Here is a 25833-nt window from a genome sequence, read left to right as displayed (position 1 = left end):
ATGAATACAATAATAAACAAAATCAGCCTGCAGAAAAGAGACAAAGCCGTCAACTGGCATCCTTATACTCAAATGAAGACGGCCAATAATACCCTTCCCATTGTAAAAGGAAAAGGAATTTATCTCTACGATGAAGAAGGGAAAAAATATATGGATGTAGTTTCTTCATGGTGGGTTACACTTCATGGGCACGCTCATCCTTATATTACACAGCGTGTTTTTGAGCAGTTGAATACATTGGAACAGGTTATTTTTGCAGGTTTCACTCATGAACCCGCCGTAGAGCTTTCTGAAAGACTTTTAAAACTATTGCCGTCTGATCAGGAAAAAGTATTCTATTCTGACAATGGTTCTACGGCAGTGGAAGTAGCATTGAAAATGTGCATTCAGTATGCTCATAACCAGGGAAAAAAGAAAACCAAGATTCTCGCTTTTAAAAATGCCTATCACGGAGATACTTTCGGAGCAATGTCTGTAAGCGGGAAAAGCTATTGGACCCAGCCTTTTGAAAGCATGCTGTTTGAAGTGGTTTTCATTGATACTCCCAATCCGGAAAATCTGAAACAATTACAGGCTCAGATTACAGAACTGGCTGATGAAGTGGCATGTTTTATCTATGAGCCTTTAGTTCAGGGAGCGGCAGGAATGCTGATGTATAAGGCAGAAGATCTTAACAGCCTGATGAAAATATGTAAAGAACAGGGAGTCCTTATGATCCAGGATGAAGTTTTTACAGGGTTTGGGAGAACAGGAAAGCTTTTTGCAGCAAATCACCTTACTGAACAGCCGGATATTATGTGCTTTTCAAAAGGACTGACAGGAGGGACCATGCCCATGGGAATTACTACATGCAACAGCCGTATTTACGATGCATTTCTGTCTGATGACCATCATAAAACCTTATTTCACGGACATTCTTTTACGGCGAATCCATTAGCCTGTGCTGCTGCTTTGGCCAGTATGGAAATATTACTACAAAAAGACACTCAAATGAATATCAACCGTATCACTCAACAGCATTCAGTGTTTGTAAAAGCACTTTCCACACATTCTCAGGTAGAAAATGCCCGTCATATCGGAACTATTCTGGCTTTTGATTTTAAAACAGGTCAGCGAACCTCTTATTTTAATGAAATAGGAAAAAAACTCTACAATGAATTTTTACAGAGGGGAATTATCATGCGTCCCCTTGGAAATGTTCTGTACCTGGTGCCTCCTTATTGTATTTCGGCTGAAGAACTTGATTTTGTGTATCAGAATATTATGGAAGTCCTGGAACAGTTTAAATAAACTGATCCTCTTCAGATAATAATTATTTTTAATTTTTTTAATGTACCTTATAGGTTTCCGGAACCTGTAAGGTTTTCTTGTGTAATGATGGTGGATGTATTTTTACAGCTCCAGTTCGGCTTTCTTCAGAATAGGAATCAATTCCTTTAATTTATCTTTATTGAACTTCAATACATTCTTATTCAGATCATAAGAGGGAATTTTGATATAATTCCATGAAGAAACTTTTTCCAGGATAATTGCTTCCGAATTCAATATTGCTCATGATCATAAATCAGTATTGAATTGCCTGATCTGCGTTTTCATTTTTAAATAGTTTTTATCCCGGTTCATTTCCCCATGAGTGAAGTTCAGAAAGAATAGGCCCCAGTTTTTGTCCTTTTTCCGTTAGCTTATAATATACTTCCGGAGGAAAATTATAAACTTCAATCCGTTCAATAATAAGATCATCTTCCAGCTGTTTCAGCTGCTCTGCCAGTACTTTCTTAGAAACACGCGGCATACTCCGCCAAAGCTCTACAAAACGTACCTTTTCCACTTCAAAAAGGTTATGAAGGATCAAAGGTTTCCATTTACCAGAAAGGATATTCAGGCTTCGTCTTAATCCGCAGTTCTTAAATTCTTCAAAATTCATCAGTCAAATGAATATTTATGGTTAACATTTTGGTAACCTTCGATTGTTTTACTTTTACCAGATAATATCTTTGTTCAACAAAAATACTCAAAAATGAAATTACAATTATGGCGTAATGCCACATTGGTGCTGAATATTGATGAACTTTCCATCCTTGTGGATCCAATGCTTGGAGAAAAAGGGTCTATGGGAAAAATGCCTATGACAGAAAGTGAATTACTGAACCCCCTTGTAGATCTACCTTTCAGCAGGGAAGAATTGCATAAAAAATTAAAAGGGATTGATGCTGTTGCTGTAACCCACCTTCATCCTGACCATTGGGATGCTGCTGCTGTCGAACTTTTAGACAAGAATATTCCAATCATCTGCTCCGATGTTATTTCAGATCACATGGCAGGACAGGGATTTACAAATATAGTGATCGTAAATGATCGGCTGCAATGGAACAACATTGAAATATCAACTACCAATGGCCGCCACGGAACCGGAGAAATCGGAGAGAAAATGGGAATCGTCAATGGATTCGTTTTTAAAAAAGAAAATAAATCCGTTTATATTGCAGGAGACACTATCTGGTATGATGAAATTGCCTTTGAAATAGATAAACATCAGCCACAGCACATCATTGTAGCCGGAGGTGCTGCTACTTTTGATGTTGGAGATCCTATTATTATGACAAGTAATGACATTATAAAAGTCTGTAAATATGCTCCGGGATCTGCTGTTTGGGTAACCCATCTGGAAGCGGTAAGCCACTGCAGAGAAGACCGGAAGTATACCAGAAAAAAGATCAGTGAAAATGGACTTGAGAACAGATGCTTCATCCTGGAAGACGGAGAAGAAGTGGAACTTCATTTGTAATCTCTGAATACAGAAAACCATTCGAAAAGAATAAATACAGATCCAAAACAGAAAAGGATAGAATTTTCTTCTATCCTTTTCATGTGCAGAATGGCGGCTAATCTTCTACATACTTATTTCTCGCAGCCTTCATTCCGAAAAAGAACATCAGTACTACTGCAGCACTCAGAAAATAGAATGAGCTGTTCCAGGACACATCCCAGTCATGCAACTTCCCAAACAGCGGCGGACCGAATGCTGCAATCAGATACCCTACAGACTGAGCCATTCCGGAGATTTTTACCGCATTGATACTACTCTTGGTTCGGGCAGAAAAGAACAGAATAGACAAACTGAAAGACAACCCGTTAGAAATACCTATAATCACTGCATTCACATAGATCCACTCAGACTTCAGAAATACAAACATCATCGTGCTTCCAAACATTAAAGCGCAGATAAAAATAATCATAATGCGCTGATCTTTCATTTTACTGGCGATAATCGGGCAGCAAAACGTAATAGGGATCATCGTAATCTGGATCACAAAAAGTACCCATCCCGAACTTTCCCCCTGCATATGATAATCAGCAAGAAATGAAGGTAGCCAGGCCACCATACAGTAATAAAATAAAGACTGCAGACCCATAAAAGCACTGATATTCCAGGCCTGTGAGGACTTGAACATATTAAAATCCGAAGTACTCAATGCCGTTTTAGGCTGTTCAGGATTCTTTTTATTGAATATAAGTTCGAGGATCAAAACCAGTAATCCTAAAGCTGCAATTACCAGCCAGATTCCCAGAGAACCACGCCATCCGAATCCTGTCCATTCACCAATTTTCACACTGAATCCGGAAGCCAGCGCTGCAGTAAGGTTCATCGATACAGCAAAAATACCGGTCATCAGGCCTATTTGTTGGGGGAAATTATTTTTAACATATCCCGGAGTCACCACATTGCCGATGCATATACCCAATCCAATAAACAGTGAACCAAGGAATAATAGCCAAAGTGATCCTGTAATACGAAGGAATAATCCGAAACTTAAAATAATAACGGAATACATCAGAAGCTTACTGATCCCCAACGTATTTGAAAATCTGCTTACCAGAACAGAACAGGCTGCAAACATAAAAAGGGGAATAGACGTAAGCAGGCTGACCTGAAAATTATCCAGTTTCAAAGCATCCCTCACATCTCCCAGCACCGGAGATACGGCAACAATAGGGGAGCGAAGATTACTGGAGATCAGAATAACTACCAGAACATTAATGATCAGCAAAGCATACGAAGCATTTCTTTTTATTTCATTCTTCATCATAATAAAATCTTTTGTGCAAAATTAGCATAGTAATTTTGTTTAATTTTGCCAAAGTTTTAACATAAAACGACATGAACACCAACAACAGTATTGAAGTAGATGAATTGAACAAGCCTTATTTTGTATGGTTTGAAGAAAACTGGATGCATGATGACGTACTCCATAAGCATCAAAAAGGACAATTGGTATATGTGGAAAGCGGGTTCCAGTATATTACCATTGAAGAAAGGATCTATCTTCTGCCACAGAACCATGCCGTCTGGATACCACCTGGCGCTGTTCATAAGACCAATTCACATTCCGAAAAGATCAAACTGATGATTATGTTTGCCGACATGGCTGGAAAAGGTTCTTTTTATCAGGAGGTGAATGTTTTTTCTGTACCTCCTGTGCTGAAAGAAATGATCAGATATGCTGAAAAGTGGTCAAAGCTTCTTCCCGAAAACCATGATGAAATGATATTTCTACAAGCTCTTTTTAATGAGCTTCCCCGTTTTGTGGAACATTCTCTGAGACTTCATATCTGCCTTCCAAAAGACAAGCGCTTAACAGGTGTTATTGAGTATCTTCATCACCATTATCACGAAGATATTACAATAGAAGAACTGAGTGATATAGCTTTATTATCTTTACGTTCATTGGAACGGATCTTCAAGAAAGAAACAGGACTTACTTTAATTAAATATCAGCAAATGCTCCGTATAATTAAAAGTCTGGAATTGCTGAGTTCGGGAAATTTTACCATTTCAGAAACTGCATATGAAGTAGGGTATAAGAGTGTACAGGCCTATACCCGGAGTTTTCAGTCGGTGATGCAGTTCAGACCTAGTGATTTTATAAAAAATATCCAGCAATAATAAAATATAAAGCAGACGAAAATAAACACCTAAAAGTGATTTAATAAAAGAGTGAAAGCTTTTAACCTTCTTAATAAAAGATGTTTTACTTGTGTTTTAATATCAATAATTCACATTTTGTAAATTTCGAAATAAATTGTAAATATTCGATTATATCATCAATAAAAACAAAAAAGGTCCCCAAGAATGGAGACCTTAAAAAAACACAAATGATGAAAAAAAATTATTTCGATTCACAAATATAAGTAAAATTTATATTATGTAATGCATTATATCGGTATTTTTTTTAAATATTATTTATTTTAAGTAAAAATAATTATCATTTAAATCCTTTGTATTTTATTCAATATTCCGGAATTCAGCCTTAGACTTATATAGAACCCAATTTTACCGGATTTTGTCATTCAGAAAAAATCTTTTTAAAAAAATTATTCCGTAAAGAAAATTTTCATTTTTAGAAAAAATATTTCAACCTTAATGGATTTAGTATCCAAAAGCATGGTCTTTTTTAGTCTCATCAGAGTAAAAAATAATGGGGTGTGATCTGACTCCGGATTTGCCCTTGTGATTATACTCATAAAAAAAGAGCCGGAATTTCCATTTATTTGTTTTTAAAATTCATCGCATGAAGCCAAAGTCAATAAAAGGAGTGCCTCAGCAAAGAGCCGGCGGTTTTCATGATACTGAAAGTTATAAACAATTTGATGAGGCACATCTTCCGTTAAAATTTGAGATCCTGAAGAAAAGATTCTGCCTTATCAACCGATGGAAATCCTATTGTGGAGAAGCTTTTGCTGCATTTAAGCTCTATGACTCCAACGGTTCTCCGGTAGAACGTGAACCGCAGAAAGGTGATTTTGTACGGATCAATATTCCCGGACCGGGAGAAACAGAAGCTAAAGGATACGACTGGGTGGAGATTACAGATATCTGCTTTTATCAGGATGCCTATTCTGAAAGTGTTACCATGACCTGCAGACCTTCTCAGGATCCCAAGCATGGAAAAAAGGGACATATTGCACATTTTTACAGTTCCCGGGCCACATCCACTTTTATGATTTCAAGGAATACGACTCATTTAAAAGCTGCTGTATATGGGCGAAACGAAACTCCTAATTTTAATGCCAACTGGTTTGATGTTATCAGAAATATTATGGTGGCAGCAGGAGGAATTATGGGAATTGCCAAAATTCAATGGAAGCAGCTTACCGATGGATTTCTGGATTTTGATTAATACACAAGGAGGTGAGAAATAAAATTATAAGGCTGGAAGAGGGAAGTTACTAATGCATGTAATTAATGATTTCATATTCAATAAAATAAAACTATGTTTGTTTTTAGGACTTTAAATTTCTCCATTCTTCCGGCCCTATAAAATCTTCTTTCCTTTTTGATCTAAGTCAAAGTTCTGCACGAAGTGACTTTTTATTTTCGCAGCTTTAAATAAAGCTATGGTAGAACTTGAAAAAATCATCTGGATATCCATTATTCTGATCATCATCATCTCTGTAAAAGATAAAATAAAACTGGCGCTTCCTCTCTTGCTTGTAATTGCAGGCCTTATTCTGAGCCTCACGCAACTGGTGCCATCTATTGACATGAGCCCTGAAATGATCTTTTATGTGGTACTTCCTCCCATATTATTTGATGCAGCCTGGAATACTTCCATTCCGGATTTCAAAAAGGAGATCCGTACAATTTCAGTTCTGGCCATAGGATTGGTTTTTCTCACCACAACAATTGTTGCCTGTATTGTACATGCCATTATTCCAGGATTCAGCTGGCCTGTTTCATTTGTTATGGGAGCTGTTATTGCTCCTCCTGACGCTGTAGCAGCAACAAGCATTACAAAGACACTTCCGCTGCCCCGGAAGTTGACAACTATTCTGGAAGGGGAGAGTCTGCTGAACGATGCTTCCGCTCTTATTGCTTATAAATGTGCTGTTGTAGCCATTACCAGCGGAGTATTTTCATTTTGGGAAGCAGGATTTCAATTTATCAGCAGCAGTCTTGGCGGAATTATCATTGGCCTTGTCATGGGTTTTGTATTTTTAAAACTGCACAGATACTTCAACGGTAACAGCAGTACTGAGACTTTTGCCGTTATTCTGCTTCCTTTTGCTGCCTACAGTCTGGCAGAGCATCTTGATTGTTCCGGAGTACTGGCAGTCGTTATTCTGGGTATGTTTCTTTCATGGAATTCTATTTCATTATTCAGAAGTGAGAGCAGAATGCAGATGAGCCATTTCTGGGACGTAGCTGTTTTTGTTCTTAATGGTCTGGTATTTCTTATTCTTGGAATGCAGTTGCCCGGCATTATTTCAAACATCCCGGAAACCGATTTACCTGTGCTTATTTTCTATGGACTTTTGTTATTTATTGTTCTGGTAGCTATACGACTGGCTGTTCTTTTTTTATTTCCTCTGTTTTCCAATAAAACAACCGAAAAAAAGGAACCATTTCTGACCCCGTCAAAAAAAGAATATATCATTCTGTCATGGTCCGGAATGCGGGGGGTGGTTTCACTGGCTGCCGCACTTGCTTTACCGCTCCGGGATGATCTGGGGATGGTTATAGCTCAGAGAGACACCGTTTTATTCATATCATTTGTCGTAATTATTTTCACTTTACTCATCCAGGGTTTAACACTGCCGAGGCTTATCAGCATGATAAAACCTTCAGTATCAGACAAGGAAGAAGAAAAAGAACTGAACTTTCTTCTTTTAAAAAAATCTTTGTCTTTCCTGAATGATTATCAAACGGATAATGAAACAGACGAAAATGCACTGAAAATGATGATCAAAAAACTTGAAAAAGAAGAAGTACAGTTAAAAAACAATAATATCAATACCCATTTCTCACATCATACCGCATGGAAAAAGGCTTATTTTGAGCTGGAACTGGAGCTTGCAGCCTGCCAACGGGAAAATCTTATAGAATCTTATCACCACGGCATATTTTCACTTGAAACCATCCGGAAAAAAGAAACAGAGCTGGATTTCTGGATGACAACTATCCAGCATGAAATAGCATCTTCCGGCTCTTATTCTGAATAATCATATTCCTTTTTTGATCTAAGTCAAAGTTTGGCATTGTCCATACAAAGACATTTGCATCCGAATAGTATTTAAAACAAAATTTATGAATCTAACATTAGAAAAAGGGCAGACCCTTGATTTTTATAAGGCAACTACTCCTATTATCATTTCAGTGTTTGGGGTATATCTTACCATAGGAATTGCGTTGGGAGTATTGCCGGAATTTGTTCAGAAGCATTTAGGATTTGGCAGTCTTACCGTAGGTCTTGTCATTGGGCTTCAATCTCTGTCAACCCTTATGACCAGAGCCTATTCCGGAAGGATAACAGACACCAGGGGAGCCAGGAAGAGTAAGATGGCCGGGGTTGTATTAGCTGTTATTGCAGGAGTTGCTTATGTTTTGGCCGTATTATTTCAGGCAGATCATTTCTGCGCACTTGCTTTTTTACTGCTGGCAAGGATCATTCATGGGATTGGCGAAAGTTTTCTTGTTACAGGAGCACTTACCTGGGGAATTGGTCTCGCAGGGCCTTCGAAATCAGGTAAAGTAATGACCTGGAACGGAATTGCTATGTATGCGGGAATTGCTGTCGGAGCACCGCTGAGTATCTGGCTGAGTAAAGAATATGGGGTACTCCCGGCATTTGTCTTTATTATATTACTTCCTCTGGTTAGCTGGCTTTCTACGGCAAAGCTACCATCAATTCCGGTAGATAAAGACCATATCAGGACTCCTTTTTATAAAGTGATCGGCGCTATTTCGGGACAGGGGCTCAGTCTTGCATTCTCTTCTATGGCATTCGGATGTATTGCTTCTTTTATTGCTCTGTTTTTTACAGAAAAAAACTGGGGAGATGCTTCATCCGCATTTATGGTTTTCGGGATTTGTTATGTGGTAACCCGGGTTCTGTTTGCTTCTTTTCCTGATCGGTACGGAGGTTTTAAAATTGCCTTTATCTCTCTGATCATCGAAGCAGCTGGGCAGATCCTGATCTGGACCTCAGTTTCTGAAATGGCAGCTATTATCGGGTGCGGACTGACTGGAATTGGATTTTCACTGGTTTTCCCGGCCTTAGGGGTCCTGGCCATACAAAAAGTGAAACCGCAGATGAGAGGAACTGCTTTGGGTGCCTATGTAGCCTTTGTAGATCTTTCATTAGGCCTTGCCGGTCCTGTAGCGGGGCTTATCGCCGGATGGCTTGATTATCAGTCGGTATATCTGTTTGGTGGGATCAGCTGTGCACTTTCTCTTCTTATCTTACTGTTTAATAAAAAATAAAATACATTGTATGACAACTCAGAAAATACGTTCTGTTTTCAGAATGAAAGACAAAAAATTTCTTACGCCTCATCTTATCCGTACGGTATTTGAGATTGACGATCATCAGGCTGAGCTATTAGCTTATGTACGATCCGGTTCCAATAATAAAATATTTATTCCTCACAGTGCTGAAGAACATGATGTATCGGTAAGAACTTACACAAACCGGAAGATCGATCTGGAATCCAGGGAATTAACGGTGGATTTCGTATCTCATGGAGATAATGGTCCTGCTTCTGCATGGGCATTACAGGCTGTTCCCGGAGATACACTGGAAATAGGAATGAAGCAGAGTACAAGGCCTCTGGTGCCGGAAGCCGACTTCTATCTTCTCGTAGGAGATGCTACAGCACTACCGGTAATATGTGCCATTGCAGAGCAGCTGCCATCGTATGTAACAGCAAAAATAATACTGGAAGTGCATGGAAAAGAAGATGAACTTATTGTATGTTCCGCTGCTGATATTTCTGTAGAATGGCTTCATAATCCCCAGCCCGAAAAAGGGAGCCACCTGGCAGAACAGGCCCGGAAAACAGAATTTCCTCAGGGAATACTGAAGGAATATGTATACATTGCTGCCGAATATACTACGGTACATGAGCTTCGTCACTACTTCAGAACAACTCTGCAATGGGATCCGCATGGGCTCTATGCGTGTTCGTACTGGAGAGCAGGCCAGTCGGAAGATGAACATTCTGAAAAAGGGTAATCCATAGAAAAATAAGGGCAGATAACAGCATTTATCGCTACATTTGCCAACGACTGATCTTATACCCAATGGAAGAATTACTGATTTCATATATTAAAAGTAAAATATCGGTAACAGAGGAAGAAACGGAAACCATTCTCTCTTATTTCAAACCGATCAAACTCAAGAAAAACGAGCTGCTTCTCACCAATGGACAATCCAGCCAGAGAACCTTTTTTGTAACGTCAGGATGTCTCCGTATATTCTTCATCAATGAAGAAGGGCAGGATTCCACCAGATATTTTGCTTTTGAAAATCAGTTTGCCACGGCACTTGTAAGCTTTATTACTTCTGAACCGTCTGAAGAATTTATCCAGGCAGTTGAGGATTCGGAAGTGTATTATATCACCCACAAGAACTTTTATCATCTTCTGGATATTATCCCGCAATGGGAAAAGTTTTACAGGATTTATCTTGAGATCGCCTATGTCACCAACACCAAAAGACTTATGTCTTTTCTGGTTCAGGACGCTCTGGAAAAATACCGCCAGCTGTTGGATGAAAATCCTATCATCGTGCGCAGGCTTTCCAACAAGATGGTAGCCTCATATCTCAATATCTCACAGGAAACGCTGAGCAGGCTGAAATCTAAGCTCTGAATTCAGCTCGGTTTAAGAGCCTGTGATTTTCAAATGTGTAATTATTTTTTTGACAATGAACAGTCTCCCAACGCCGGTTCTGAATATTTCCACAGGAATTATTCTGCTGAAAAACAAAATAGCAGCCCACACTTATCACATTAAGATTCAGAGTCAGGATTTTTCACAGATTCAATCTGTAATGGGATCAGCTATAGATATTTATCAGTCTAACCCACATTATGATCTTCATCCGGTAGTTCAGCAATATGTTTTCTGGGATTATGAGCCTATTCATCATATTGCAGATATTGCCATTACTGCATGTTCTGATGATGATGAGAAAAAATGGATAGAAAGCCTTCAGGAAAGAGATACACTCTTTTTCAGACTGCTTTCCGGATCATGGATACCGGACCAGGCAACTGATCATTATTTTCTGATCAGTGATGTAAAAGCATTATCCCAACTCTACGAAATCAACAGGTCATTGCCCGTAAGCAAAACGGTAACAGCTGTTGCTTATTCAGAACAGGAAGATTATTTTTTCCCGGACCTTGATCACAGCTTCCCAGTACAAACCTTCGTTATCCAGCCGATAGATCCGATAAAAATTATGGAATGGATCCTGAGATTTTACCGTAAAAATATTCAGAATGCAGTAATATATGTATTGGGAGATTCTCCGGCAGTTTCTTTCATCTATCAAGATTTAAAAGATCAGCCTCTTTTGGGAATCCGTGCTATCTATTTAAATCCTTTTTAAACTGCATAAATTCTTAAAAAATTAATACAGGCAGGCTTTTCAGAAAAAATTTAAGCCTTATATTTGCAGGACAATGTTAAAATGGTTTTCTATATTATGCTCGATGATGTATGTACTGGCTACCACCAATGCGGGGGAAGTTCTTAAGGTACCTATGTTTGTAGAACATTATATGGAATATCATGGAAGCCTGTCAGAATTTGTTATGGAACACTATGACAACCATAAAAAAGATGCAGACTGGGATCTTGATCAGAAACTACCTTTTATTAATCCGCCTATTGTACTCACGGTACATGCCCAGCTTCCGGAACTTGGTTTTGAAATAAAAAAACCTAAGGAAATTACTATTCCTCAAAAAAACAGTATCTATCAGGAAAAAGATTTCTCCAACCTTTATCTTTCCAGTATATTCCAGCCTCCACGGCAGTCTTAGCTGATATAACAATTAAAATCAATGCTTTACAGTCTATGCAAAGCAATCCATTTATTACGTATCAATTAACCCGTCGTGCCATATTATTTCACCACAAAAACAATCAGGATCTTATTTTAAAAAGGTTTAAGAACCATAATTATCTCTGATCTTTTTGACTTTTTTTGTGGCCAGATTCAACTTTAGCCAGTTATATAAGCATTCCGGGTTAGCAATTAATCATTTTTCATGTTAAATAAAATTATTGAGTTTTCTGTAAAGAATAAACTCATCATAGCCTTGTTTACCATAGGTCTCGTACTTTTTGGGATTTATGAAACCACCAAACTTCCCATTGATGCACAGCCTGATATCACCAATAATCAGGTTCAGATCATCACCACTGCACCGTCTTATGGAGCTGCAGACATAGAACGTCTTGTTACCTTTCCTATTGAACAGGCCACCAGTAATATCAGCGGAATTACTGAGCTCCGCAGTCTTTCACGTTTCGGGCTTTCTCTGGTGACCGTAGTTTTTGATGATGAAACGGATGTGTACTGGGCCCGTCAGCAGGTACAGGAACGCTTACAGCTGGTGCAGGATAATATTCCTGACGGAATTGGAAAGCCGGAGCTTGGACCTATTTCCACAGGTTTGGGAGAGATTTTCCAATATGTGGTAAGGGCCAAAAAAGGGTACGAAAATGTATATGATGAAACTGAGCTCAGAACCATTCAGGATTGGGTGGTAAGACGCCAGCTGCTGGGTACCAAAGGAGTTGCAGACGTCAGCAGTTTCGGAGGAAAACTGAAGCAATATGAAATAGCCATCAACCCGAATAAACTTCAGGCATACAACATCAATATCAACGATGTTTTTGCTGCTCTGGAAAAAAATAATCAGAATACAGGAGGAGCTTATATCGAGAAAAAAGAAACGGTTCTTTTCATCAGAAGTGAAGGACTTCTTGGAAGTACAGAAGATATCGGCAGCATTCAGGTTGCAGAAACCGGAGAAGGAATTCCTGTTCATATTAAAGATGTAGCATCTGTAAAAATAGGTTTTGCTACAAGATACGGTGCAATGACCTATAATGATACCGGAGAGGTTTCAGGAGCCATTGTACTCATGTTGAAAGGAGAAAATGCCAATAAAGTAATTGCCAATATCAAACAAAGGCTTGAAAAAATCCAGGAATCTTTACCGGAAGGCGTAGTCATTGAGCCTTTCCTTGACCGTGCTAAAATGGTGAACAATACCATCAGTACGGTAAAAACCAACCTTATGGAAGGTGCTTTGATCGTCGTATTTATTCTAGTATTGTTCCTGGGCAATTTCAGGGCAGGTTTACTGGTTGCTTCAGTGATTCCCCTTGCGATGCTTTTTGCGATCATCATGATGAATATCTTTGGTGTGGGAGGAAACCTGATGAGTCTCGGAGCGCTGGACTTCGGTCTTATTGTAGACGGGGCCGTTATTATTGTAGAAGCCGTACTGCATCAGCTGGCCCATAAAAAGCATTTCGGAAAAGACAATATGCTCAGCAAAAAGGAAATGGATGAACAGGTGTCAGGCTCAGCGACTAAAATGGTCAACAGTGCTGTATTCGGGCAGATTATTATCCTGATAGTGTACCTTCCGATCTTTACCCTTCAGGGAATTGAAGGTAAAATGTTTAAACCTATGGCCCAAACGGTAGCATTCGCTCTTATTGGCGCTTTCATTCTTTCTCTTACTTATATTCCGATGATGAGTTCTCTGGTTTTGAGCAGAAAGAAAAAGGAAAAAGATAATATTTCAGACAGGGTAATGACCAAAGTAGAAGCGGGCCATCAGAAACTCCTGATAAAAGCTCTTAAATACAAGAAAACCATTATACTTACCGTTCTGATTCTTTTTGCAGGCGCTGTATTCACATTATCTAAAATGGGAGGGGAGTTTATTCCGTCTCTGGAAGAAGGTGATTTTGCTGTAGAAATGAGAATTCTTCAGGGAAGTAATATCAATGAAACAAAAAAAGTGACCACCCAGGCCTCCGGAATTCTTTTAAAACAATTTCCTGAGATACAGAAGATCGTTGTTAAAATAGGAAGTGCTGAAATTCCTACAGAGCCTATGCCTATGGACGCCGGAGATATGATCATTGTTTTAAAACCTAAGAAAGAATGGACATCTGCAAGCTCATTCCCGGAGCTTTCTGAAAAGATGAGTAAAGCCTTAAGCGTTATCCCAGGTCTTACTACCAGTTTCCAGTTTCCCGTACAGATGCGTTTCAACGAATTAATGACCGGAGCAAGACAGGATGTAGTTTGTAAAATTTATGGAGAAAACCTGGATAGTCTCACTGTATATGCCAAAAAACTGGGAAGTATTATCAATACTGTAAAAGGGGCTCAGGATCTTTATATAGAGCCTGTAGTAGGGGCTCCGCAGGTGGTCATTGATTACAACCGTCCGGAACTGTCACGCTATAATATTTCCGTGGCAGAGATCAACAGGGTGATCAATATGGCTTTTGCAGGACAGACAGCAGGCGCTTTATATGAAGGAGAGAAAAAATTTGATATCGTTGTCCGTATGGATAATGAGCATAAAAAGGATATTACAAGTATTCAGAATCTTCTGGTACCTACCGCTTCAGGAGAACAGGTTCCGTTATCTCAGCTGGCCACGGTGGAACTTAAGGAAAGCCCTAATCAGATCCAGAGAGAAGATACCAAAAGAAGAATTATTGTTGGGTTCAATGCAAAAGGAAGAGATGTACAGACCATTGTAGAAGAGCTTCAGCAGAAAGCCGGTAAAAATCTTAAATTTTCTCCGGGATATACCATTTCTTACGGCGGTACATTTGAGAATTTAAATGAAGCTAAAGCCAGACTCGGCGTTGCTGTTCCTATTTCCCTGGTGATGATCTTCCTGTTGCTGTTCTTTGCTTTCGGTTCTGTAAAGCATAGTTTGCTGATCTATACGGCCATTCCTTTATCTGCTATTGGCGGGATATATTTTCTTGCGCTGAGGGGGATGCCTTTCAGTATCAGTGCAGGAGTAGGATTTATTGCCTTATTTGGGGTAGCTGTACTTAACGGAATTGTTTTGATATCGGAATTTAACCGTTTGAAAAATAACGGAGTAAGCAATACCAGCAGAATTGTACTCATGGGAACCAGAATCAGGCTTCGTCCGGTGCTGATGACTGCTTTTGTAGCATCTTTAGGGTTTTTACCTATGGCTTTAAGCAACGGCGCCGGAGCAGAAGTACAGAGACCTCTGGCAACTGTTGTTATCGGTGGTCTGATGCTGGCCACTCTTCTTACCTTATTTGTACTTCCTATTCTCTATGTCTTATTTGAACATATTAATAAAGATAAAATGAAATTTTCTAAAACAACCAACTATAAAAAACTATCTGTTCTCTTGATCCTGCTTTCTTTCGGAAACATTCATGCCCAGGAAAACATTACCTATGAGCAGGCTCTGGAAAAAGCTTTTCAGCAGAACGGAACCCTTAAAAGTTCAAAATTAATTTCTGAATATCAGGATAAATTAAAAGCCAGTTATCTGGATATTCCCCAATTGGAAGTTACAGGTGGATTTGGACAGATTCAGGGAGAAGAAACGGATAATTCTTTCGGGATTTCCCAAAGGTTCAGCTTTCCCACAGTATATTCCAAAAGAAAACAGATGCTGGATGCAGAATGGGCGGCAAGTGTGATCAGTCAAAATCTTACCAAAACACAGCTTACTAAAGAAGTTACAGAGGTTTTCTACAGAATTTTAGTACTGCAGGAAAAGAAAAAAGTACTGGAATATATCAGCAGGCTGTATAACAATTTTGCCGAAAAAGCATCTTTAAAATTAAAAAAAGGAGAAGCCAATATCCTTGAGGAATCAACTGCTGAGATTCAGAAGGAACAGGTACAAGTGCAGCTGAATTCCCTTGAAAATGATCTGCATATTTCAAAGCTTCAGCTTCAGCTATTACTCCAATCCGAGCAGTCTTATCAGCCGGTCGCTGACAAGCCGGTGATGAATGTAGGACTTCAGATTTCAGAAGATAAGGTGAAACAACATCCTGAGCTTCAGTATCTGCAGCAACAGATCAAAATAAGTGAGGCAGAAGTACAGCTTGAAAAAAGCAAATTGCTGCCTGAACTTCTGATAGGGTATACCAATCAGAGTATGAAGAATATCAATAATAACCGCTTCAATTCGGTTCAGTTAGGTGTTGGTATTCCATTGTTTACAAAAGGACAGAGAGCTTTAGCTAAGGCCGCTCAGACGAAAATCGCAATCACTGAAAACCAGTATCAGCGTAAGGAAATTGAACTTAAAAACAGATTGGGACAGCAGATCAGCAATTATATGAATTTGCAAAGGATCATTGAAAACTATGAACAGAAACAGCTTCCCAAATCTGAAACGATCTTACAAACCGCACAAAAGCAAATGGAAGTAGGTGAAATTGATTATCTGAACTGGGTGATACTCGTTAATCAGGCCGTGAAAACAAAAGCAGATTACATCGATCAGCTGGAAAAGCTTAACCAGACCGCAGCGGAACTTAATTTCTTAATTTCAAAATAACAGCGTAATGCATTTCAAAAAAATATCCATACTCAGTCTTGTTTCAGTACTTGTTCTTTCTTCATGCTCAGGAAAAAAAGAAGAAGAGAAAACAGTGTATGAAAATACAAAATTCAGCAAAAGCACTGAAAATACCGTTCATCTTACAGAAAAACAGATACAGTCTGTAGGAATAACCACAACTTCCATTCAAAACAGAAATATGGAAAAACTGGTAAGGCTGAACGGGAAAGCGGTAATAGCACCGTCTCATATCAGTTCGGTTTCAAGCATCATGGGTGGTCATATCAAGGCAATCAATATAATCAATGGCAGCCGTTTCAGTAAAGGGCAGGTACTGGCAGTGGTGGAAGACCCTCAGTTCATACAGCTTCAGCAGGACTATCTGGTGACGAAAGCACAGCTTGAGGCAGCACGGTTGAACTTTAACCGTCAGAAAGATCTCAATACCAGCAAAGCCAGCAGCGACAAAACCATGCAGGCGGCTCAGGCAGATTATGCCACATTAAATGCTACCTTAAAAGGACTTGAAGAGAAACTCCGCATTATCGGAATCAATGCCAAAGGCCTTACCACCGGAAATATCCGCAGCAGGATCAATATTTATGCTCCGTTCAGTGGTTTTGTAAGTAAAATTCTGGTTAATAACGGTCAATACATCAACCCTGCAGATACTTTATTTGAGCTGATCAATCCGGCCGGATTACTGCTGGAACTTAAAGTCTTTGAAAATGATGTAAATGATATAAAAACAGGGCAGGAAATCCTTGTGTACAACAATCAGAATCCTGATGTGAAATCCAGTGCCAGCATTGTAAGTGTTTCTCCAAGTATTGAAACCGGAGGTGCTGCAACCGCTGTAGCCAGACTGTCTTCGGTGAATACTGCTTTTGTAAAAGGAATGTACATCAATGCAGAAGTCAATATCAGCAGCCGTTATACCCAGGGGCTACCCAACGAAGCCGTGGTTGCTTTTGAAAACAAAAATTATGTGTTTGAAGACCTGGGAAAATCCAATTATAAAATGATTCCTGTGGTTACAGGAATTGCGGATGATCAGTTTACAGAAATTATAAAAGCAGATTATTTAAAAGATAAAAAGATAGTACAGAAAGGAGCTTACAGTCTTCTGATGATGCTGAAAAACAAGGCAGAATAATTATTCAGTACAATTAAAATAAGGGAATTCAGCAACAGAATTCCCTTATGAAAATAATAAATTTGTATGAAAAAATTTCTTTTAAAACAAGCTTCTCTTATGCTTTAAATGTTGAAAAATGAAATGATTTATGATTCTTAAAATTACTGTTAATACATCCTATACAGCAATACCGGAATGGCAGGAAATTTTTACACCTGTTTTCAGGTAGTTTCCAGAAATACAGATCATGAAATAACATCCTTAATTCAATTCCAGCCTGAAGCCTGAAATAATAATCTGTGTATCATGATTTAAAAAAAGAACCGAGCCTGCTATCATCAGTTTTTTATAATAATTGGCCGGAAATTCTCAAAAAACTGACATTTGACATATTTCTCAATATTAGAGTTACTATTTACTGCATAATTAATTTTAAAATGATATTTTTAGCATGAATAGTTTGAAAGGATTTTTAGTTGCCTTATGAAAAGATTTTTTTTTGAAAATATGACAACAAAACCTTTGCACAATTTCCATATTCCTGTAATGGGACTGGCTTATACAATAGACAGCCCGATCCGTGTTGCACAGTATGGAATATCTTCTGTGATCTCTATTATTGACGATGAGATCCTGGAAAAAATGAAAAACTTTTACAATAAAAAGTTTAATCTGGACTATCTGGGAATCTCAACCAAAACAGAAGATTACAGAGCCAAAAGAATCACCGCCTATCTGGATATGGTGGATGATATCGTGAACGAAAAATTTGAATCGTTCAAACAGGAAATCAGCAGAAATACAGAGTCTTTAAAAGATTTTATAGCCATGCTTCCGAACACTTCGGATCTGAAAAACAGCCTTCAGAACCTTATCAGCCAGAAAGACAACTGGAGCTCCGGTATCAAAAACTTTATTGAAGCCAATCTGAAGCCGGGAAGTATTGATGTCAATATCATGACAAAAGTGGATAAGGACAATTACAGCAATAACGAACAGCTTCCTGTGATGTATAATGATGCCCATGCCTCATTGCGTGGATTTGCAAAAAGTAAATTGTCTTCATCAATGGTCCTTTCTGCCGGAATGAACCCCCGTCTGTACAGCTATATGGAAGAATTTGATGATTTTTTTCCGGACGAAAACGGAATGATCAAAAAGAAGATCATCCTTAAAGTAAGTGATTTTCGTTCTGCCATGATTCAGGGAAATTTTCTGGCCAAAAAAGGATTGTGGGTTTCAGAATACAGAATAGAATCCGGTCTGAACTGCGGAGGCCATGCATTTGCTACGGAAGGAATGCTCCTTGGTCCGATCATGGAAGAATTCAAACAAAAGAAAAATGAGCTGATACAATCTGCCCACACCCTCATGATATCAGCTCTGGAAAAGAAAGGAAAACCTGTTGTAACTGAACCTCTGGAGATGAAAATAACCGTTCAGGGCGGGGTAGGTACTTCAGAAGAACATGATTTTCTGCTTCAGCATTATGATGTGGACAGTGTAGGATGGGGATCACCGTTTTTACTGGTTCCCGAGGCCACTTCTGTAGATACCGAAACCAGAAAGCTTCTTTTACAGTCGAAAGAGCAGGATTTTTATTTAAGTAATATTTCTCCACTGGGCGTTCCTTTCAATACTGTACGGGGAACTTCCAACGAAATTTTGAAACAGCAAAAAGAAGCCAAAGGAAAATACGGAAGTTCATGTCCGAAAAAACTCCTGGCACTGAGCAAAGAATATTCTCCGGAAGGCACCTGCACTGCATCTAGGAAATATCAGGACATCAAGCTGAAAGAACTTGAAATTTCCAGGGAAACTTTAACAGAAGAAAATTATTACAGAAAAAAATCTGAAATTACAGATAAGGCCTGTCTGTGTGTAGGACTTGTGAATGCTGCGTATATGGAGCAGAATCTTGAGATAAAAGGTGAAAAACAGGGTGTTGTGATATGTCCCGGACCTAATATTGCTTTTTTTGATAAAGAAGTTTCACTCTCCAGCATGGTGCAGCATATCTATGGTAATGCCAATGTACTTTCAGATAACCGGAGACCGAACATGTTTATCAACGAGCTGAAAATGTATGTAGATTATCTGAGAAAGGAAATTACAGATTCAGTACAGATTACCCATTCCCAAACTAAAAAATGGAATGTATTCAAAAAAAATGTACTTGAAGGAATAGCCTATTATCAGGATCTTTTCAAAGGTTCTTCATTCTTCAGAAGCCATTCGCAGGTGATCAGCCTGCAACTGCAGAACTATAAACTGGAGCTTTCGGCCATTGAGATTCCACAGGTTGAAAAGTGAAAGTATTTTTAATTGTATAGATGAAAAAGCAGCCTTTATCGAGGGCTGTTTTTTTGTATAATTGATAAGTAAAACAGCTTATTTTGTAACGGAAGAATGCTTTCTTATTCGTGAATTAGTGACAATTATAATGGTCCCATAAATAAACAGATGATTCAGTTTTCCATAAACATCTGCGATATCTGTAAAATCAGCGTGAGACTGTATTATACTTTTAAGAAAATAAATCAGCCGATATTCAAAATAATTGAGGAATTATGGGCTTTTCCATTTATAATAACTATGATTCGAATGGCTTTTTTAAATGCTTTTAAGGCATAATATTTCCTACCTTAGAGGATAGTTAGTAAAATTATTTTTATGGAAAAAAGAGAGATCAAAAACACAGATCTTGCCGTAGCTCCTGTCAATTTTGGAGGCAATGTATTTGGCTGGACACTGGATGAGCAACAGTCTTTTGATATACTTGACCGGTTTACAGAAGCCGGATTCAATTTTGTAGACACTGCAGATACCTATTCATGGTGGGTAAACGGTAAAGGCGGACAATCTGAGGAAATTATCGGAAAATGGATGAAAAGCCGTGCCAACCGTAATGATATCGTACTCGCAACCAAAGTAGGTTCGGAAACAAAAGAACATGGCTTTGATATCAGTAAGAAACATATCTTACAGTCTGTTGATGAATCGCTGCAAAGACTTCAGACCGATCATATTGATATTTATTATACGCATTTTGACGATCATACCACTCCGGTAGAAGAAACACTTTCTGCATACGATGAGATCATCAAAGCAGGCAAAGTACGTTATATTGCGGCATCCAACCTATCTCCCGAACGTTTGAAAGCCTAATTTGAGGCATCAGAAAAGTACAATCTTCCTAAATATGTAGCATTACAGCCACATTACAATCTAATGGAAAGAGAAGGCTTTGAAAAGAATTACGCTCCTCTGGCAGAAAAGTTTAATCTGAGTGTATTCCCATACTGGTCTCTGGCTGCAGGATTTCTGACAGGTAAATACCGTAATGAAGCCGATCTTACAAAAAGCGCAAGAGGAGAAGGCGTAAGAAAATACCTGAATCCTAAAGGCCTTGAAGTCTTAAAAGCTTTGGATCAGGTGGGAGAGAAGCATAATATCCCTCAAAGCACTGTTGCTTTAGCATGGTTGTTAGCAAACCCGTTGATCACAGCACCTATCGTAAGTGCAACCAGTGCATCACAGCTTGAAACATTATTTAATGCTCCAAAACTTGTATTGGATCAGGAAGATATTGATCTGCTGAATAAAGCAAGTAACTGATTTTAAGACTTCATTAAAGATTAAATTTAAATCCGTTCAGCGAAATGTTGAACGGATTTAAATTATTTCAGGTAATAGTATGATTTGTAAATGGTTGCCATTCAATAGAGACGGGCTTTAGCCCGTTTAATAAAAACAATAATTCCACCGGCTTTAGCCAAAACCTGAAGAAAAGTAAACGGAATTGATATTCTTATCAAATCCTCTCGTTATCTATCATTTCTATTTTGTAATTCCCACTGTCTTTGTCATTCCGGAAGGAATCCGGTCTTCATGGTTCAGAATTAGCAGTCCTAATCAGAATATTCTTTCAATAACTGTCTGTAGCTCATTAGAATAGAAGATTTTGAAATAAACCCTATAAAATCATTGGCTTCACTCACTACCGGGAGATTCCATACACCGGTATCATCAAAAGTCTGAAGGATTTCCAGAGGTTTATCTTCACGATGGAGAATCGCAGGAGGAGCTTTCATCACCTGGATCACCGTCTGCAAAGAATCACCTTCTTTGTTGAAAAGGTAAGGCCTGATATCATCCAGAGTAAGAATTCCTTTCAGTTTTCTGTGATCATCCACTACGGCAAAAATATTTTTATTTCCGTTTTTCACAAGCTCGAAAAGTTCTGTAATAGAAGCATTCTCATTGATGGTTTGTGAATATTGATCAATAAAATCTTCTGTTCTCAGTGCAAAAAGAAGGTTTTTATCATGCTTATTCGTAAAGATTTTACCTTCGTCTGCCAGCGATTTCAGCTCAGGAGAAATAGGAGAGAACCATTTGGCAATAAGATAGGACATCACAGAAACAATCATAAGCGGGATAAACAGATCATATCCAAAACTGGATTCTGCAATCAGGAATATTGCAGTAAGCGGAGCATACAGCACGCCACTCATTGCCCCTGCCATCCCCACAAGGACAAGATTGGTAACAGGTACATCTGTGAAACCTATATGCTGGCAAACCAGGGCAAATAAATAGCCCAGTGTTCCTCCTGCAAAGAGTGAAGGGGCAAAATTCCCTCCGTTTCCGCCACTGAATATGGTAAAAGAGGTTGCAAATGCTTTCAGAAGCAATACCAGCACGAGAAATACAATAATCGTCCAGTCACCGATTTCAAAATACCTGAAGAAACTGTTTTCAATGATCGAATAAGTATTGCCGTTGGTAAAAGCCTTTACAGTTTCATATCCTTCTCCGAATAAAGGAGGAAAAAGAACACAAAGCAGCGACAGTACAGCACCTCCGAACATTGCTTTACGCATCTTTGAAAGCTGAAGCCCCTTGATGAAATGCTCTACTTTCTGGGAAATGATCACAAAATAACGGGCATACAGTCCGGTGACCAAACCCAGGATAAGATAATAGGGTACATTTTTATAATTGAAAGGCTCTCTGGTATAAAACCTGAAAAGCACGTCTTCCTGAAGTAAAATCCGGGATAAAAGACTTCCGCAGACTGCCGCCACAACCAATGGAATAAAATCTGTAAAGACAACCCCGGTGAGCAGGATCTCAAATGCAAACATAATTCCTGCAATAGGTGCATTGAACGCTGAAGCAATACCCGCAGTGGCCCCCGCTGCCAACAACAGGGTGCGCTCTTTATAACTGAGCCTGTAGGTCTGGGCATAATTCGATCCGATGGCCGCTCCGGTAACGGCTATAGGACTTTCTAGCCCGGCAGAGCCTCCCAAGCCCACGGTAATCGCACTCTGAATGACCTGTGAATACATTTTAACAGAAGCTACAATGCTGGAATTCTGTGCAATTTCATACAAAATGGCCCCTATTCCTTTTCTGTCCTGACCTTTAAAAAGAGTCAGAACGATCATTGTCGTCAGTACAATTCCCAAAAAAGGAAATACGATATAAAATAAGATCTGGTATTCAAAATGAACTTTATTGGTAATAAAATAATGGATGTTGTGTACCAGTGTTTTCAGAATGACTCCGGCAAGCCCCGCTGTACAGCCTACCAGAATTCCGGAAAGCACGAGAAACTGATTCCTGCTCAGCCTGTTGTTCAGCCAATGCAGAATAAGTTCATAGCTGCGTGCTTTTTCTAATCCGTATTTCTGGAAATCTCTTTTAAATTTAAGGAAACTTAGGTACTTTTTTTTGTTGTGAATTTTCACCGGAGAAACATTTTAAACTGTTATCAATTTGATACAGCACTGTAAATTTATGAAATATCTTACAAAAACCCGACAAATGCTCTTTTTAAATCTATAATTAGACGGATGATGATCTCACTCAATTTTTTTATTCTTCCGTGAAAATAACATTCCTGCAGCAATGGCTCCCACAATTCCTGCCCCCGCCATAATGAGTGTATTGGAAGGGATCGAAAACAAGGTCTTTCCATCAATTCCTGTATTTCCTCTGGAAGGTGCCAGAATATTTCCTGCCGTATCTTCATCTTTACGGGCTTTCTTCATGATCAGCCGCATACCTGCAGAAGAAACGTAGCGGATCATACCTGGAAACATTTCATACAAATTTTTAAAAACCACAGCAGACCAGTCGGGATACGAAGCTTCTGTCGGGTTTTTAGCTGTCTTTACAATCGAAGCTGCCAGCTCACGGGGATCAAATGCCGGTGGAGGAGTACTCAGTTTTATGCCTAAATAGTTGGCAGCATGTTCTATCCCGGAAGATTTCTGGAATCCTGGATAGAGCGCACAGATATGAATATCAGGAAAATCCGAAACCTCTCCCTGCAGCGTTTCCACCATTCCGCGGATACCGTATTTTGAAGCCGTATAAGCTGTTCCGTAAGGGGCAGGCATCCAACCGCCAATAGAAATATTATTAAGCAAGACCCCTCTTTTCTGCCGTTTAAAAACAGGAAGTACTGCATGTGCTGCATGCATATATCCTAAAAGATTGGTTTTAATGATCTGGTCTGTAATTTCGGTGGGGATTTCTTCAAATTTTCCAAAAGCCAATACTCCGGCATTATTGACCCAATAATCAATCTTTCCGCTAAACTCAAGAGCCTCTGCTACAAGTCTTGAAACGTCTTCTGCAACAGACATATCCGTAGGAACAGCAATAACGGAAACTCCGGATTTTCTGCACAGTTCTGCTGTTTCCTTCAGAGCTTCTTCATTACGTGCAGCCAGAACAAGGTCTGCTCCCTGCTCTGCAAAAGCTTCTGCCGTAGCCTTACCAACTCCGCTGGAAGCTCCGGTGATGACTACTGTTTCTCCGAAAAAGGGAGGTTTTCTTTGATTTTTCATAATATTATCGATTTGAGAGTGATTGAGATACTATTTTAATGTTATCCGTTCCCTGTATTCCTTTTTGGCATAAGAATAAGCCTGATCGAAGGATTATTGGTAATAAACAACCGGAACCAGTCCAGTGCCAGCTGAATTTTACTTCTGAATCCCACCAGGGGAATAATATGGATAAAAAGCCAGGTAAGCCATGCGATGAATCCTTTAAAGGAAGTCTTCGGAAGATCCACCACGGCATTGTACTTTGAAATAATTGCCATACTTCCCTTATCATTGTACCGGAATGGTTCCAGTACCTTACCATCTTCTATCCGTTTAAAATTGGCCGCAAGATTCTTTCCCTGCTGAATGGCTACCTGAGCCAGCTGAGGGTGCCCGTTCGGATATTTTTCTTCAGAAAGCATCAGACAAATATCTCCCATTGCATAAATATTTGCAGTCTCTTCAACTTTATTATATCCATCTACGAGTAGCCGTCTTCCTTTTCCTATGCTGTTTTCCGGTAATCCTTTTATCTCTCTTCCCGTTACTCCGGAAGTCCAGATCAGGGTTTCCGTATCGATCGTTTTTCCATCGCTTAATATCACCTTGCAGTTGATATAGTCTTTTACAGAAACATTCAGAAGGATTTTGACTCCTAATTCTTTCAGTTTATCATAAGCGGTTTGCTGAGCCAGCTTACTCATCGGAGAAAGAAGGGAGGGCAATGCATCAATCAGATAAATGCTTGAGAGATTTAACTTTATTTCCGGATACTCTTTTTTGGCAATATATTTTCCCATTTCAGCCAGCATCCCTGCCAGTTCCACTCCTGTAGGGCCACCACCGGCAATGACGATATTCTGTAGTTTTTCAGCTTCGTTGATGTTCTTATTTCGTGCAGCTTCTTCAAGTGTCAGTAATACATGATTTCTAAGGTATAATGCTTCTTCAATATTTTTCATGGGAAGGGCATGTTTCTGTACATTTTCCATTCCAAAAAAATTAGACTCCGTTCCTAACGCAAGAACGAGGTAATCATAGCTGAGATTACCGGTATCTGTTTCAATGGTTTTGTTTTCTGGGTGCACCCGGATCAGGCTTCCCATATGAAATTTCACATTTTTATTTTCTGAAAACAGCTTCCGGAAAGGGTAGCTGATATTGGATGCCTCTATAAAGGAAGTAGCGACCTGATAAATCAATGGTGGAAAAAAATGATAATTATTTTTATCTACCAGAGTAATTTTGAACCTGTTGTCGTTTTTGAGGGATTTGATAAGATTGATGCCTGCAAATCCTCCTCCTACGATCAGAATATGCTTTTTCATATTAAGTGGATATTGAAATGGTGTATTCAATTTCATTCAATAACAGGACCAAAGGAGTTGTAAAACAAATATTTAACATTAAATAAACATTTTCAAAATCCTTCTGCCAATTCATTTT

Annotated in this window: 19 protein-coding genes and 1 pseudogene; 14 read left to right on the top strand and 6 right to left on the bottom strand. The window is 39.0% G+C overall.

The window, feature by feature from the left end:
* Positions 1-1290 carry an adenosylmethionine--8-amino-7-oxononanoate transaminase gene (gene bioA / locus ACTJJF_RS05140; RefSeq protein WP_440698911.1) on the top strand — a complete coding sequence of 430 codons (1290 nt, stop codon included), beginning with the start codon at positions 1-3 and terminating at the stop codon, positions 1288-1290.
* A gap of 102 nt (positions 1291-1392) precedes the next feature.
* On the opposite strand, the gene ACTJJF_RS05135 is transcribed toward bioA, so the two are convergent.
* Positions 1393-1545, bottom strand: coding sequence for a hypothetical protein (locus tag ACTJJF_RS05135; RefSeq protein WP_312305073.1), 153 nt, complete (start codon positions 1543-1545; stop codon positions 1393-1395).
* A gap of 64 nt (positions 1546-1609) precedes the next feature.
* Positions 1610-1924 (bottom strand): winged helix-turn-helix transcriptional regulator, encoded by a 315-nt coding sequence (locus ACTJJF_RS05130; RefSeq protein WP_440698910.1) that lies wholly within the window; start codon positions 1922-1924, stop codon positions 1610-1612.
* Positions 1925-2017: 93 nt separating this feature from the next.
* Here ACTJJF_RS05130 and ACTJJF_RS05125 point away from each other — a divergent pair, with 93 nt between their 5' ends.
* Positions 2018-2785, top strand: a complete 768-nt coding sequence (locus ACTJJF_RS05125) for an MBL fold metallo-hydrolase (protein WP_440698909.1) — start codon at positions 2018-2020, stop codon at positions 2783-2785.
* A gap of 97 nt (positions 2786-2882) precedes the next feature.
* Here ACTJJF_RS05125 and ACTJJF_RS05120 read toward each other — a convergent pair whose 3' ends face one another.
* On the bottom strand, positions 2883-4088 hold the full coding sequence (locus ACTJJF_RS05120; RefSeq protein ID WP_440698908.1) for a CynX/NimT family MFS transporter: 1206 nt from the start codon (positions 4086-4088) through the stop codon (positions 2883-2885).
* Between the two features lie 71 nt (positions 4089-4159).
* Here ACTJJF_RS05120 and ACTJJF_RS05115 point away from each other — a divergent pair, with 71 nt between their 5' ends.
* The 12 genes and pseudogenes from ACTJJF_RS05115 to ACTJJF_RS05060 all read left to right on the top strand — a co-directional run bounded on the left by ACTJJF_RS05115 (position 4160) and on the right by ACTJJF_RS05060 (position 21157).
* Entirely contained in the window at positions 4160-4945 is a 786-nt protein-coding gene (locus ACTJJF_RS05115) for an AraC family transcriptional regulator (RefSeq protein WP_312305039.1), read from the top strand.
* A gap of 625 nt (positions 4946-5570) precedes the next feature.
* Positions 5571-6179: a hypothetical protein gene (locus tag ACTJJF_RS05110; RefSeq protein WP_312305025.1), complete on the top strand. Its 609-nt coding sequence runs from the start codon at positions 5571-5573 to the stop codon at positions 6177-6179.
* A gap of 217 nt (positions 6180-6396) precedes the next feature.
* Positions 6397-8001, top strand: a complete 1605-nt coding sequence (locus ACTJJF_RS05105; RefSeq protein ID WP_312305023.1) for a Na+/H+ antiporter — start codon at positions 6397-6399, stop codon at positions 7999-8001.
* A gap of 85 nt (positions 8002-8086) precedes the next feature.
* Positions 8087-9262, top strand: a complete 1176-nt coding sequence (locus ACTJJF_RS05100) for an MFS transporter (RefSeq protein ID WP_312305020.1) — start codon at positions 8087-8089, stop codon at positions 9260-9262.
* Between the two features lie 10 nt (positions 9263-9272).
* Positions 9273-10013: a siderophore-interacting protein gene (locus ACTJJF_RS05095; RefSeq protein ID WP_312305018.1), complete on the top strand. Its 741-nt coding sequence runs from the start codon at positions 9273-9275 to the stop codon at positions 10011-10013.
* Between the two features lie 68 nt (positions 10014-10081).
* Positions 10082-10651 (top strand): Crp/Fnr family transcriptional regulator, encoded by a 570-nt coding sequence (locus ACTJJF_RS05090; protein WP_312305015.1) that lies wholly within the window; start codon positions 10082-10084, stop codon positions 10649-10651.
* A 55-nt stretch (positions 10652-10706) separates the two neighbouring features.
* Complete coding sequence (locus ACTJJF_RS05085; RefSeq protein WP_312305013.1) at positions 10707-11396, top strand: hypothetical protein; 690 nt, start codon at positions 10707-10709, stop codon at positions 11394-11396.
* Between the two features lie 73 nt (positions 11397-11469).
* Positions 11470-11832 carry a hypothetical protein gene (locus tag ACTJJF_RS05080; protein WP_312305011.1) on the top strand — a complete coding sequence of 121 codons (363 nt, stop codon included), beginning with the start codon at positions 11470-11472 and terminating at the stop codon, positions 11830-11832.
* A gap of 228 nt (positions 11833-12060) precedes the next feature.
* Positions 12061-16398: a CusA/CzcA family heavy metal efflux RND transporter gene (locus ACTJJF_RS05075; protein WP_440698907.1), complete on the top strand. Its 4338-nt coding sequence runs from the start codon at positions 12061-12063 to the stop codon at positions 16396-16398.
* 7 nt (positions 16399-16405) lie between these two features.
* Positions 16406-17557, top strand: coding sequence for an efflux RND transporter periplasmic adaptor subunit (locus ACTJJF_RS05070; RefSeq protein WP_440698906.1), 1152 nt, complete (start codon positions 16406-16408; stop codon positions 17555-17557).
* Positions 17558-18046: 489 nt separating this feature from the next.
* Positions 18047-19852, top strand: coding sequence for a hypothetical protein (locus ACTJJF_RS05065; RefSeq protein WP_440698905.1), 1806 nt, complete (start codon positions 18047-18049; stop codon positions 19850-19852).
* A 360-nt stretch (positions 19853-20212) separates the two neighbouring features.
* A pseudogene (locus ACTJJF_RS05060) lies at positions 20213-21157 on the top strand (aldo/keto reductase).
* Positions 21158-21450: 293 nt separating this feature from the next.
* On the opposite strand, the gene ACTJJF_RS05055 reads toward ACTJJF_RS05060, so the two are convergent.
* The 3 genes from ACTJJF_RS05055 to ACTJJF_RS05045 form a co-directional block, all read right to left on the bottom strand.
* On the bottom strand, positions 21451-23298 hold the full coding sequence (locus tag ACTJJF_RS05055; RefSeq protein WP_440698904.1) for a chloride channel protein: 1848 nt from the start codon (positions 23296-23298) through the stop codon (positions 21451-21453).
* Between the two features lie 114 nt (positions 23299-23412).
* Positions 23413-24405 (bottom strand): SDR family oxidoreductase, encoded by a 993-nt coding sequence (locus ACTJJF_RS05050; protein ID WP_440698903.1) that lies wholly within the window; start codon positions 24403-24405, stop codon positions 23413-23415.
* 41 nt (positions 24406-24446) lie between these two features.
* Positions 24447-25715 carry an NAD(P)/FAD-dependent oxidoreductase gene (locus ACTJJF_RS05045; RefSeq protein WP_312304997.1) on the bottom strand — a complete coding sequence of 423 codons (1269 nt, stop codon included), beginning with the start codon at positions 25713-25715 and terminating at the stop codon, positions 24447-24449.
* Between the last annotated feature and the right edge of the window lie 118 nt (positions 25716-25833).

The sequence above is a fragment of the Chryseobacterium sp. 22458 genome (assembly GCF_052044975.1).
In the GTDB taxonomy this organism is placed as follows: Bacteria; Bacteroidota; Bacteroidia; order Flavobacteriales; family Weeksellaceae; genus Chryseobacterium.
Note: the sequence above shows the minus strand (reverse complement) of the source record. Positions and strands in the feature narration are given on the sequence as shown.